This is a genomic window from unidentified bacterial endosymbiont (assembly GCF_918797525.1).
GTDB lineage: Bacteria > Pseudomonadota > Gammaproteobacteria > Enterobacterales > Enterobacteriaceae > Enterobacter.
The window spans coordinates 2,859,678-2,873,318 of record NZ_OU963893.1 but is presented as its reverse complement, the minus strand read 5'-3'; the positions used below and the strand labels follow the sequence as shown (position 1 = coordinate 2,873,318).

At 48.5% G+C, this 13,641-nt stretch carries 9 protein-coding genes; 2 read left to right on the top strand and 7 right to left on the bottom strand.

All coding sequences use genetic code 11. From position 1 onward, the window contains the following. Window position 1: 1 nt before the first annotated feature. On the bottom strand, window positions 2-802 hold the full coding sequence (locus tag NL510_RS13690; RefSeq protein WP_253377656.1) for a PTS mannose/fructose/sorbose transporter subunit IIC: 801 nt from the start codon (window positions 800-802) through the stop codon (window positions 2-4). A 47-nt stretch (window positions 803-849) separates the two neighbouring features. Continuing rightward, window positions 850-1,812 carry a PTS mannose transporter subunit IIAB gene (gene manX, locus NL510_RS13685; protein ID WP_253377654.1) on the bottom strand — a complete coding sequence of 321 codons (963 nt, stop codon included), beginning with the start codon at window positions 1,810-1,812 and terminating at the stop codon, window positions 850-852. Between the two features lie 260 nt (window positions 1,813-2,072). Between manX and NL510_RS23020 the strand changes: the two genes are divergently transcribed. Together NL510_RS23020 and yoaE are read left to right on the top strand one after the other, a co-directional pair. Further along, complete coding sequence (locus tag NL510_RS23020; RefSeq protein ID WP_436298281.1) at window positions 2,073-2,282, top strand: protein YoaL; 210 nt, start codon at window positions 2,073-2,075, stop codon at window positions 2,280-2,282. Beyond that, window positions 2,270-3,829, top strand: coding sequence for a CNNM family cation transport protein YoaE (yoaE, locus tag NL510_RS13680; RefSeq protein ID WP_253377646.1), 1,560 nt, complete (start codon window positions 2,270-2,272; stop codon window positions 3,827-3,829). The genes NL510_RS23020 and yoaE overlap by 13 nt, the downstream gene beginning before the upstream one ends. 293 nt (window positions 3,830-4,122) lie before the next feature. On the opposite strand, the gene sdaA is transcribed toward yoaE, so the two are convergent. The 5 genes from sdaA to NL510_RS13655 form a co-directional block, all read right to left on the bottom strand. After that, window positions 4,123-5,487 (bottom strand): L-serine ammonia-lyase, encoded by a 1,365-nt coding sequence (gene sdaA / locus NL510_RS13675; RefSeq protein WP_253377644.1) that lies wholly within the window; start codon window positions 5,485-5,487, stop codon window positions 4,123-4,125. A 184-nt stretch (window positions 5,488-5,671) separates the two neighbouring features. Further along, a complete protein-coding gene (locus tag NL510_RS13670) occupies window positions 5,672-6,250 on the bottom strand; it encodes a CoA pyrophosphatase (protein ID WP_253377634.1) in 579 nt (192 codons plus the stop codon). 183 nt (window positions 6,251-6,433) lie between these two features. Beyond that, complete coding sequence (locus NL510_RS13665; protein ID WP_253377632.1) at window positions 6,434-8,884, bottom strand: pentapeptide repeat-containing protein; 2,451 nt, start codon at window positions 8,882-8,884, stop codon at window positions 6,434-6,436. A gap of 59 nt (window positions 8,885-8,943) precedes the next feature. Continuing rightward, on the bottom strand, window positions 8,944-11,100 hold the full coding sequence (locus NL510_RS13660) for a pentapeptide repeat-containing protein (RefSeq protein WP_253377630.1): 2,157 nt from the start codon (window positions 11,098-11,100) through the stop codon (window positions 8,944-8,946). Window positions 11,101-11,358: 258 nt separating this feature from the next. Beyond that, entirely contained in the window at window positions 11,359-13,629 is a 2,271-nt protein-coding gene (locus NL510_RS13655; RefSeq protein WP_253377628.1) for a pentapeptide repeat-containing protein, read from the bottom strand. Window positions 13,630-13,641 lie beyond the last annotated feature (12 nt).

Here is a 13,641-nt window from a genome sequence, read left to right as displayed (position 1 = left end):
GCTAGTCCAGTTCGTTATCGAGATCGTTATTACCAGCAGCCTGCGCTGGGGCACCCGCTACGCGGTTATATTTCGGGCTAAGCTGGATGTAAAGAACAGCCATCACCGCACCAATTACGCCCAGAGCAACGAGGTTGAACTCGGTGAATGCCGCGGTAACGAAGCCGAGGTAGAAGAACGGCATCAGGTAGCCTGCACGCATCATGTTGATAACCATCGCATAACCTACGACGACGATCATACCGCCTGCGATGTTCAGACCGCCGGTCACGACTTCCGGAATGGCGTTCAGCATGCCCTGCACTTCGCTGGTGCCGACAGAAATAGCAACGATAACGGCCGGGATCGCGATACGCATCGCCTGCAGGAACAGGGACGAGACGTGAAGCCAGGACAGGGCCGTCAGATTGCCATTTTCCGCCGCCTTATCTGCCGCGTGCTGGAAGGCGACGGTAATAGTACGAACGATAATGGTCAGCACCTGGCCCGCTGCTGCCAGTGGGATAGCCAGGGCGATACCGGCACCGATGCTTTGGTTACCGGCAATTACCAGAACGGTCGAAATAATGGATGCCAGTGCGGCATCAGGCGCAACCGCCGCACCGATGTTCATCCAGCCGAGGGCGATCATTTCCAGCGTACCACCTATGATGATACCGGTTTTCATATCACCAAGAACGGCGCCAATCAACGTACAGGCCACCAGTGGACGGTGGAACTGAAATTCATCAAGTACGGATTCCATACCCGCAATACATGCGACAATGAACACCAGTACAATCTGAAGAATGGTAATCTCCATTGCACTTCTCCTATTACATAAGCGTTATGTGAAAAACCGGCCCGGGCTTATTTCCCAACTTTACCGATCAAATCCATCATTTTCAGTTTCTGGTCGCTGGACACCTTACGGGCTTCCAGTTCAATACCGCGCGCATTCAGTTTGTTGAATGCCTCGATATCTTTTTCATCAACTGAAATCGCGTTGTTGACCTGCGTTTTGCCCTGACGGAAAGCCATACCACCGATGTTAACAGTGGTGATTTTCACCCCGCCTTCAACAATGCGCTCAACGTCTGTCGGGTTAGTAAACAGAAGCATGACGCGCTCACCCGCATATTTCGGGTTGTTATAAACACGGATCATCTTGGCGACATCCACGACGTGCGCGGTTACGCCCGGCGGCGCCACCTGAGTCAGAAGCGTACTTCGCACCGTGTCGGCGGCCACTTCGTCGCTGACGACGATGATACGCTTGACGTTAGTCTCCTTGGTCCAGCGTGTTGCCACCTGGCCGTGGATCAAACGGTCATCGATACGCGCCAGGCCGATAACCATATAATCGTTCGGGCCCATTGGTTTCGCCGGTGCGGCGGCTTTCGGTGTCGCGGCAGCAGGCGCGGGTTTTTCAACCGGCTGCGCTTTCAGCGCTTTCACGCCTTCACGTCCGGTTTCCACAGCCAGCGCAACCAGCTCATCAAAACTCGGATTGTCATCGCGTGCCATGAAGGTTTCCACCAACATCGGGATATTGACCCCGGCGACAACTTCATAGTGCTCTTTATCGACGACAATGCGGCTGGCAGCGTTGAACGGGCTGCCGCCCCATGTATCGACGAGAAATAGCACGCCATTACGGGTATCCAGCTTCTCGAGCTGGGCCGTGTACTTCTCTATCAGCGTCTCGGCATTTTCACCGGGAACGAAATCGATCCAGCCGACGTTTTCCTGCTCGCCCAACAGCATTTCTGCCGTTTTGACTAACTGCTCTGCAGCCCAACCATGTGTGCCTATGACAATAGCAATGGTCACTTGCTACCTCCTTTTATTATCATTGGTACGCCTGCCAGGCAGTCGTACAGAGAATCGTATAACCGAATCGATTCAGATAAGGGTTAGAATGAAATAAACTCAGACTTCCGCGATTTATTTTAGATAGTGAAAAAATAATTTATGTGATGAAGATCCGTAATTTATCCACCGAATACAGAATTTTCTGTAAGGTAAAGCACTTGTGTTACAGAAGTTTGCAAAGGAACGTAAATCTTTGCTAAAAAGCTATTGTCTCTGATATGTTTAGTCTCCGTTTAATTGTTCAGGAGTATAGGGCTACAGCCCACCATATGGACCGTCACCGACGTCAGTCATCTTCCAGGCCATTTTGTGCCACCATCACCGGCTCTTCTTGCCATACCCCGACTGTTACTTCTTGTGTTTCGCCCACTTTGAACGGGGCACCGTTTTGTCATTCCTTTAGCAGGAGCTTGTCATGGAATTCTTAATGGACCCGTCAATCTGGGTGGGATTGCTCACGCTGGTGGTGCTGGAGATCGTACTCGGCATTGATAACCTGGTGTTTATTGCCATCCTTGCGGACAAACTGCCGCCAAAACAGCGTGATAAAGCCCGCCTGATCGGCCTCTCGCTGGCGTTGATTATGCGCCTTGCCCTGCTTTCCGTGATCTCGTGGATGGTCACCCTGACCAAACCGCTATTCTCGGTTATGGACTATACCTTCTCAGGCCGCGATTTGATCATGCTGGTCGGAGGGATATTTTTGCTTTTCAAGGCGACGACAGAACTTCATGAACGGCTTGAAAACCGGCAGCATGATGATGGTCACGGTAAGGGCTATGCCAGTTTCTGGGTCGTTGTATTGCAGATTGTGGTGCTTGATGCGGTCTTCTCACTGGATGCGGTGATCACTGCGGTAGGTATGGTTAATGACCTCCCGGTGATGATGGCGGCTGTAGTGATTGCGATGGCGGTCATGCTGCTGGCGTCTAAACCTTTGACGCGCTTTGTTAACCAACATCCGACGGTGGTTGTGCTGTGTCTGAGCTTCCTGCTGATGATTGGCCTGAGCCTGGTGGCGGAAGGGTTTGGCTTCCATATTCCTAAAGGTTACCTGTACGCCGCGATTGGCTTTTCGATCCTTATCGAGCTGTTCAACCAGATTGCGCGCCGTAACTTTATTAAGCAGCAGTCGAATCAGCCCTTGCGTGCCCGTACCGCGGATGCGATTTTACGCCTGATGGGTGGTCGTCGTCAGGTGAACGTCCAGTCTGAAAACGAGAATCGTAACCCGGTTCCGGTGCCGGAAGGGGCTTTTGTAGAAGAAGAGCGTTATATGATTAACGGCGTGCTCTCACTGGCATCGCGCTCCCTGCGCGGTATCATGACCCCGCGCGGTGAAATCAGCTGGGTAGATGCCAACCTGAGCGTCGACGAAATTCGTCAGCAATTGCTCTCCTCCCCCCACAGCCTGTTCCCGGTCTGTCGCGGCGAGCTGGATGAAATCATCGGCGTCGTCCGCGCGAAAGAGATGCTGGTGGCGCTGGAAGAGGGGATTAACGTTGAAGCTGTTGCGGCCGCATCGCCTGCGATTGTGGTGCCGGAAACGCTGGATCCTATCAATCTGCTGGGGGTGTTGCGCCGGGCGCGCGGGAGCTTTGTCATCGTGACCAACGAGTTTGGTGTGGTGCAAGGTCTGGTCACCCCGCTGGACGTACTGGAGGCGATTGCCGGTGAGTTCCCGGATGCAGACGAAACCCCTGAAATTGTCGCTGATGGAGACGGCTGGCTGGTTAAAGGCGCAACCGATCTGCATACGCTCTCGCATACCCTGGGCGTGGAAAACGTGGTGAATGATGAAGAAGACATTGCCACCGTTGCGGGACTGGTCATTGCCGTAAACGGGCAAATCCCGCGCGTCGGAGACATTATCGAACTGCCGCCATTGCACATTACGATTGTTGAAGCTAACGACTATCGCGTTGATATGGTTCGAATTGTTAGAGAACACTCGCCACACGACGAAGACGAATAAGTCTGCTCAATGTAGCGGCATCAGAAACGCGTTGTGTCCGTTATACTCCCCTGGCGGGGTGGAGCGCCCCGCCAGCCATTGCTGTAATAGCGCAGTAGCGTCGTGGGATAGCGGTGATGAGATATATACCCGTCATACTTCAGGTTGCATGTGCGTTGGCTGCACGCGTTCACCCCAGTCTCATACTTATGTTCGCTCCCGGGGATTCACACTCTTGCCGCCTACCTGCAACTCGAATTATTTAGGGTATAAGCAAATTTTGCCCATCCGTGGCAGACGGGCGAAAGCATGGATTAGTCGCACTGCACCTTAATAGCCAGGCCGCCCCGTGAGGTTTCACGGTATTTGGCGTTCATGTCTTTGCCGGTTTCGTACATGGTTTCAATGACCTTATCCAGTGAAACACGAGGTTCGCTGGTCCGACGCATCGCCATACGGGAGGCGTTGATCGCTTTCACCGACGCGATTGCGTTACGCTCAATACAAGGGACCTGTACCTGGCCTGCAACCGGGTCGCAGGTCAGACCGAGGTTATGTTCCATACCGATCTCTGCTGCAACACAAACCTGTTCCGGGCTTGCGCCCAGCAGTTCTGCCAGACCCGCGGCCGCCATAGAACATGCCACACCCACTTCACCCTGACAGCCAACTTCTGCGCCAGAGATTGACGCGTTCATCTTATACAGCGCGCCAATCGCGCCCGAGGCAAGGAAATAACGGATATAGATATCCGGGGTGACGGGTTCAATAAAGTGGTCGTAATAGGCCAGCACCGCCGGAACAATGCCGCACGCCCCGTTGGTCGGGGCCGTTACGACACGTCCACCTGCGGCGTTTTCTTCATTAACCGCCAGAGCAAACATATTCACCCAGTCAACCACGTTCATCGGGTCATTGGAGAATTTGTCGGTGGTGACCAGCATCCGGCGCAGCGCAGAGGCACGACGCGGCACGCGCAGCGGCCCTGGCAGTACGCCTTCAGTATTCATTCCACGATCGATACAGGCGCGCATGGTTTGCCATACGTTAGCAAAATAGTCTTCAATCTCTTTTTTGCTGTGCAGCGCCAGTTCGTTCTGCATCACCATGCCGGAAAGGGAGAGGCCGGTCTCCTTGCAAAACGACAGCATTTCGGCAGCAGACTTGAACGGATAGGGTACGTTAACGTCGCCTGCGCTGTCTTTGCCAAAGTGCTCTTCATCAACAATGAAGCCACCACCGATGGAATAATAGGTTTTGCGGTATATTTCTTGTTCGCCGCTCCAGGCATGAATGGTCATGCCGTTCTCATGCAGCGACAGATTGTCGCTACGAAAACGCATGCCGTCATCCTGCGGGAAATCCACTTCATGCTGGCCGTTCGCCAGCAGCAGGCGACCGCGCGTTTCTACGTCGCGAATAAATGCCGGAATGGCATCAATATCTACAGTGTCTGGCATATTTCCCGCCAGACCCATAATAATGGCGATATCGGTGTGGTGGCCTTTACCCGTTAATGACAGCGAGCCGTAGACATCGACGGCAACACGGGTAACGCTTTCCAGTAATCCTTTTTCGACCAGGTCATCGACGAACTGTTTACCGGCCTTCATCGGCCCTACAGTGTGGGAAGAAGAAGGACCAATCCCCACTTTGAACATGTCGAATATACTAATCACTTTCACACTCCTGACAGGGTTACCGGGGTTCCGGTAACGATGTTTTAACTGCGCATAGTGTAAGAGGGAACATCAACCTCGGCTTAACTATTCACATGAATTAAACTAATGGTTAACGACGGTTTTGCTAATAGCGCGACGCCGATCGCAAACCGGGCTGTAGAGCGCGGAATGTAAAGTACAGTCAAGGTTTCAGGCCGATCTGCAGCGCCAGTTCACGGATGATCCCCGCCGTCATGCCCCAGACAAAATAATGCTGGTACCAGGACAACCAGACCCGCTGAGCATGACCCCGACGCTGAATATCAAGAGGATGATAACGGCTCAGGCGCAGGGCCTCCTCCAGCGGCATTTCAAATACCGCTGAAACTTCATCGACGCTGGCATGATACTGAAGATCCGGCGGGATAATGCCAACCACCGGGGTGACCTGAAACCCGGTCACGCTGTTCACCGGTGGGAGCATGCCAATAACCTCAACGGCGTCAGGCGGAATGGCGACCTCTTCCTGCGCTTCACGCAGCGCTGCGGCAATCAGCGAGGCATCTGTGCTATCCACCGCGCCGCCCGGAAACGCAACCTGGCCGGGATGTTTACGCATATGCGGGGAACGCTGCGTCAGCAGCAGACCGGGTTGTTCACGTCGCACCACTGGAATGAGCACGGCCGCCTGACGCAGGTTCAGGGCTTCGCGGGTGACGTTTGGCCGCAAAAGCTGAAAACGCGACAGAAAATCATCCAGCGTAAGGTTCTCTTTCTCCACCCTTAGTTTTCCTTCTGTAAATCAGCTATCACCCGGGAATGACTAGCTTACAGGGTAAAGAAGGGGAATTGTCTATTAAATTTAGCAACATTAACGAAGGTCATACGTTTACCACTGCATCATTCAAATGACTTACAGCCGACCAAAATCAGAACATCTGGCAGAAAAATGTCGTCAATGTGTTTACTGCCAGGGTTCGGGCATTAATTTTTCAAGCATTCTATCAGGATCGTTTTGTGTGAGATAAGTTACCAACTCCCGGGAAAGCTCATTTGAGCAGAAGTCCCCGGTAAGTTGCTTCTGCCAGGACTGGTATTTGTTATTGTCTAACATGCCTGGCTTGAGCTGATGCGCTGCTGACAAGAGGGCTGAGGCATAGAGTCGCAGCGGTTCAGGCGTATTTTTCGGGGTGCCGAACACCGCGCTGGATGATGCTCTTGTCATTATCGTCCCGACGCTAAGCAACGCGTACGCCTGCTTTCCGGGAGTGGCATTCTCCAGATCAAGGGCTGAAAGCAGTTGTTTTTGATGTTCAGCGTTCAGCACCGCACCACTCGCCGCAACATGAGGGGTAGAGAATTTACCAAAAATTTCGGCTAACTCCAGCTTTCCGGCAACATCCACGATCTTCTTATCTTTCGGGAGGGCTTTAACTTCTGCGGCATCCTGAAAACGTGCGACAACGTTTCCCGGTAGATCGAGTCCGTTAAGGAGCTTAATAAAAGCCCCCCCCAGATTAGCTTTTCTCCAGGCTGGTAATAAGGTTGGGTAGTCTGCTGCCAGTTGCGTTCTTAAATTAATCTCTTTTGCAGCAAGTTCAACGCTACATTTATTTTTTGCATCGTAATTGCAGAGACTAATGTTATTCCATGCGCCTTTTTCTGCATTGATCATCTTTTGATATGTTTCGGGTGAGCAGAGCAGCGCACCGCCTGAACGGCCCATAATCACCATATTCACGCCATCCTGAAGCAAGGGTAATGAACTGTCTGGTTGCTCAAAAAGTATGCTTTGAGTATGTAGGGCCACTTTCGCCTGTGTCAGGTATTTATCGCGGTAAATAGCCAGGGCCCGCTGTTGCAAGGCAGGGTCGGCTTCCTGCGCCAGAGCCTGCAGGGTATAGTGCAGGTAGAGTAAATTATGGTCGCCATCCAATGCGGTGACAGCGGCAGGTTTTTTTTTCTTAGCATCAGTTTTGCCCCCTTCAACGGTGCTGTTCTCCGGCGTTGTCGACGTACTGTTTTCAAAGAGTTGTAGACCGGTAGTGAGAACATCAACCGAACGCGCCGCATAATTAGTTGGGTTGTTAAGCTCTTTATCAAGCTGAAAACGCATGGTAGGTTCCATCACGGCGGGATCCCACTGTTGATAATTTTCAGTATTTATATCTGCAAGGGATAAATAACTATCGCGAAAATCTGTACCGATCATACTGTTATTTATGAAAGCGGCTTTAAACATACTGCTTTTATTGAGAGTTGCATGATTCAAATTTGAGCTGGTTATAATTGCTTTATTTAAATTAGCTTCCTGTAAGTTCGCTTTTATGAGTGAGGATTGTTCTATTTCTGTTTGGTAGAGATCTGCCTTGTGAAGATTTAAGTTCGTTGCTTCTACCCCCTTAAGGTTAGCATTGATAAGGCATGCTTTTGTCATCTTAACATTAGATAAGCGAGTGTTCACCATTTTAACCTCGGTCAGGTTTGCTCCGGTCAAATCTACATTTGTTAACGCCGCTTCTTTCATTTCTATCCGGGTGAGGTCGGCATTGATGAGATTAGTGCCGCCCAACGTCGAATTGAGTATGGACGTGGAACATAGAGAGGCATTTTTTAGATTCGCTTCGTTCAGATTGACATCGGTCATTTTAGCGTAATCAAGCGTTGCGTTTTCTAATTTCGCACAATATAGGTTCGTTGCTGCCATTGTAGCATAATCCAGGTTAGCCTTGGATAAATTGGTCTGGCTCAAATTTACATTTGTCAGGTCAGTACTTTCCAGTTCTGCATTTTCTAATTTTGCACCGCTCAAGTCTGCACCAGTAAAAATTGCAGCGTCCATATTTGCATTAGTTAAATCGGTACCGATTAATTTTGCATTAGTTAAATTTGCATTTTGCATATGAATATTCTTAAGACTCATTCCACTGAGGTTAGCGCGCTTAAGGTCAGCATCCTCGAGATTCAGGCAAATTGCCTGGTGCTCATCCATTGATTTATCGGCGTCACACGGATCCTTCAACGTGGCAAAATGAATCTCATGGTGAGGATTTAATTCCTGTATTTTACTGAAGGTATGCATGGCTGTCAGATATTGAAGGGCTTCGTATGGCGTGTTGAAACGCATCTCAAAATTGTGTTCACTAGTCGCATTTTTGATACTTATGCTCAAGCTGAATTTCCCACTTTCTTTCAATTCAACACGGTAACCCTCGTACTGAAATTCTACTGGCAGTTTTTGTCCGCAAGCGTCCCATGCGATACCTAAAGCGAGTGCGACTCTGCTATTAGTGATGGTTTCAGTGGTGAATATGTCTTTAATATCACACTTTATTATGGTTGCATCGCTAACTTTTGTTGGAAAATTATCAGTTTGTGAATGAGATAGGGCGGCGTTATTTTTACATGAGATCATTATGTATCTCCTTGTGAAAAAATATGTCTTTCTTAACATTGTGCCAAAATAATATTTAATTATTGCCAGGGCCTGGGCATTATTAGCTCAAGCATATTTTTGCTTTCAGGCAATTCCTGTTTGAGATGAGTTTGCATCTGGATAAACAGTTGACTTGAACAGTTATCACCAAGAAGCGCTGTTTGCCAAAACCGGTAGGTGGCGTTCGAACCCACGTCAGAACTGAGCGTCTGTGCAGCTGACAGGAGCGCTGAAGCGTAATAACGAAGTGCTTCCGGAGAGTCATTTTCGGTGCCAAACAGAGTAATGGATGATGCTTTAGTCATTATCATCCCGAGAACCAGCAGCGTCTGTGCTTGCTTCTCGGGTGGCGCATTAGTGAGCTTAAGCGCTGAAAGCAACTTATGTTGATGATCTGCATTCAGCTTCAGGCTCGCAGGGCTTCCGGCTGTCGTGACAGAATGTACTGTATAGTATCGGGAAAAGGCCTCAAGCAGCTTTGTTTTGGCGAAACCATTCACAAGCTTTTTGTTATCCGGGAGGGCTTTGACTTCTGCAGCCTCCTGAAAACGAGCGGCAAACTCTTCCGGCAGGTCAAGCGCTTCAAGGACTTTCGCAAAAGCACTGCCGATGTTAGCCTTTTCCCAGGCTGGCAGCAGTTTCGGGTACTCCTCTGCCAGGAGTCTTCTGAAGTGAAATTGTTTCGCCGAAAGCTCCACGCTGCTGTGGTTCCCGGCATCAAATTTGTACACCCCAATGTTATTCCATGCGTCGCTTTCTTCACCTGTTATCATCTTATGGTAAGTTTCCGGGGAACAGATAAGCGCACCGCCAGAACGCCCCATAAGTACGATATTTAACCCATCTTCAGGCAAGGGCAAGGAACTCTCTGGCGGCTCAAAAAGAGCGCTTTGCGTGTGAAGCGCAACGTTATTTTGTTTGAGGTACTGATTGCAGTAAATATCGGTGGCTCGCTGTTGTAGAGCAGGGTCGGTTCGCTGCCTCATCGCCTGCAGGGTATATTGCAGATAGAGTAAATTATCATTGCCAGCCATTGCGGGTTTATTTGCAGAGTTTCGAGTTCTGTTATTTTCAAACTGTTGTAAGCCCTCACGAAGAACGTTAACCGAACGGGCAGGAAGGTCCAGCGGGTTAAATCTGGCTCTATCTAATTGAAATTGACTTGATGGTTCGAGCAGTGCACGGTCCCATTGTTGACATTCTTTAGCCCTTATATTTGCACGTTGTAAATGAGTTTTCCTGAAATCAGTACGGTCCATACTGACGAAAGCGAATGTGGTCTGCGTGAGATTGCTGGATTGTAGATTGGCATCATCTAAATTAGTCAGCATGAAAGATGTTCTTTCAAGCTGTGCCCCTGAAAAATTCGCATTTTTGAAGGACGACGTAGTTATCCATCCATCGTTTAGCGTTGCCCCCGCAAGAGTTAAGTTAGTTGACGTTGTATTGGCGATCGTGACATTATCGAGTTGTGCATTTGTCATATCTACGTCTGTTATATGGCTATTATCAAAACCCGACAATCGAAGGTCAGTATCGCGCATATTGACATTAACTAATGTCGAGTCAGTGAAACTCGCCGAATTAAGATTGGCACTCGTTAAATTTGTGCCAATTAACTTCGCATTGGTTAACTGTGCATGATGCATCTCAGTATATTGCAGATCCAGCCCACTTAAATTGGCCCGCCTGAGCTCAGCGTGACTGAGATCCAGACCTATTTTAGGCGCCTCATGGGCTTGTTTAAGCGTTCCATTAGTACCACATTTCTCATTTGCAGTACAACGCTCGCATGTTTTGAAGTTAATTTCCAGTTCAGGGTTTAGTTGTTTTATTTTACTAAACCTGTGCATGGCCGAAATGTATTGGCTAAATCTGTCGGGATTATCGAAATGAACTTCAAAAAGGTGTTCCTGCTCATTTTTTTTGATAATAGCTACAAAACTAAGATCTCCATTTTTCCGTATCTCAATGTTAAAACCTTCATATTCAAAATTTACCGGAGGCTTCTTGTCAGAAGTCTCCCATGCATGACCAATAGCGGCTGCCAGTGTGTTATTACTCGCATTCGCACTTGCTATCGAGAAGAGATGAGTAATATCCCGCTCTATGTTTTCAGTTTTTTTTATGTGGTTGGCGGGTGGTTTATTACACTGTACCCTTACCTTATTAGATATGGCTTTTAATCGGAACATTATGTTCTCCTTTTGTAAAACAGCTTACAGTGGGGAGCTTTCTCCATATAGTTAATAACCTGAAGCAATTACATTGATGAAAGTCTATATGCCGGTAATACGTTTAACGTGAACAACGGCAAGCGAGAATTATACTTCTGTTACTGCCAGGCCCGGGGCATTAATCGTGTAAATATTTTCTTGCTATCATGCACTTCCTCAAAGAGATAAGTTCGCATTGTTAAATAAAGTTCTTGCGTACAAGAATCACTGAGAAGTTTACCACTGCCAGTGGTTGTGAGCTTCATTCGGCACCACGTCTGAACTGCGCTGGTGCGCTGCTGACAGAAGCGCTGAAGCGTAATACCGTAGTGCTTCCGGGGAATCGTTGTTGGTGCCAAACAGATTAGTGGACGATGCTTTGGTCATTATCATCCCGAGAACCAGCAGCGCCTGTGCTTGCTTCTCGGGTGGCTCATCAGTGAGCTTAAGCGCTGACAGCAATTTGTGTTCATGTTCTGCATTCAGGGTAAGGCTCGCAGGGCTTCCCGCGGTCGTGACAGAATCAACTGTATAGTATCGGGAAAAGGCCTCAAGCAGCTTTGGTTTGGCGAATCCATCCACAAGCTTCTTGTCGTTCGGGAGGGCTTGAACTTCTGCGGCCTGCTCAAAACGAGCGGCAAACTCTTCCGGCAGGTCAAGCACCTCAAGTATTTTATTATAAGATTCGCCGTAGTAAGCCTTTTCCCAGGCTGGCAGCAGTTGGGGGTATTCCTCTGCCAGTAATGTTCTGAAGTTAATTTCTTTCGCAGATAGCTCCACGCTGCTATGATTACCCGCATCGTATTTGTATACCCCAACGTTATTCCACGCGTCGGTTTGTTTGCCTGCTATCATCTTATGGTATGTCTCCGGGGAACAGATAATCGCACCGCCTGAACGACCCATAAGTACAATATTTAACCCATCCGCAGGCAAGGGTAAAGATCCCTCTGGCGGCTCAAAAAGAGCGCTTTGCGTATGAAGCGCAACATTATTCTGTTTGAGGTATTGATTGCAGTAAGTATCGAATGCTCGCTGTCGTAGGGCAGGGTCCGTTTCCTGCGCCATCGCTTGCAGGCTATACTGGACATACAATAAGTTATCCCTGCCGTCCATTGCACTGACGGGGAAAGGCGGGCTTTTCGCAGAATCTTTTTTGTTCCTCGTAACGGCATTGTTTTCAGACGGGTTTGCTGTTTTAGTTTCAAATTCTTGTAAGCCTGTATTGAGAACGTCGGCCGGGCGTGCGGGTAAGTTAAGCGGCGCATCTACAGCATTATCGAGATGAACACGTGTCAAAGGATCGAGCCGTGTGGGTTCCCATTGTGCATGATTTTCACCGGTTATTATTGCGTGGGGCACATTGGATTGCCGAAAATCAGCCCCGGCGAGGTCAACATTTTCAAACTTTGTCCGAAGCAGATTGGTCCTTTTGAAATTGGTATTTTCAAAAGCTGAATTAACTATGTCCGCATCCTCTAAGTTCGCTCCCTCAAGATTTGCTCCTTCGAAAATGGACTCTTCAATTTTAGCACAAGAAATAGCCGCTTTATTAAGATTCAAATTGAGCGACACGACGTTGTTGAAGGTAATCTTATGAATTTTTGCGTTTGTCATATTAACATTAGTCAAGTTAGACTGTACTATGAGAGAATTGTTAAGTTTCGCATGATCCATATTTACATTCGTCAATTTCGTGTTCTGCAGCAATGAAATGTTCATGTTTGCCCCAGACAGTTCCGTGCCGTTTAACGTTGAATCTGTCAATCTTACATAATCGAGGTCAGCGTTGGTTAAATTAGCTTCATCCAGGTTTACATTGATCAGAACCGCTGCCGATAGGTTTGCGTTTTGGAGTTTGGCTTTGCAGAGATCCGCTCCAGTTAATCTTGCATTGGCCATATTTGCATTGGTTAAATTTGTTCCTGTTAATTGTGCATAAGTCAAGTCTGACTTTTCCATCTGAACATCCTGAAGATCAAGACCACTCAGATTAATATTAAAAAGTGAAGCTCCGCTGAGATCCAGACATATTTTCGGTTGACTCAAAGCCTCTCCGGCGTCTACGGCATTTCTTGCCGTTGTCCTGCCAGTGCTATCGTGCCACACCTTGAAGTCAATTCTAAGGTCAGGGTTTAATTCTTTTATCTTACTGAACGTACGGATGGCGGATAATTTTTGGTTGAGAGCTTCCAGGCCGGTCGTCCTGCTTTCGAAATGCTCTTTCTTAATATCATTGCTAATATCTACAGTATAGCTGTAATTTCCACTCTGATTTATGCTGATATTGCAGTTATTATATATGAGATCTATCGGCATCTTTTGCCTGCAAGCCTCCCAGGCTTTGCCAATGGCAATAGCAAGATCGCTATCCCCATTTTGTTGGGTAGACGATAATAGTGTGCAAATTTTAAAAGTGAGATGATTGAATTTATTTTTTTCAGCGGTATCCTGCACTCTTTGAAGATAACTGCTGGAAGGGACAGGGTTTTGTCGTATAGGGCACATTCTTTTTCCTTA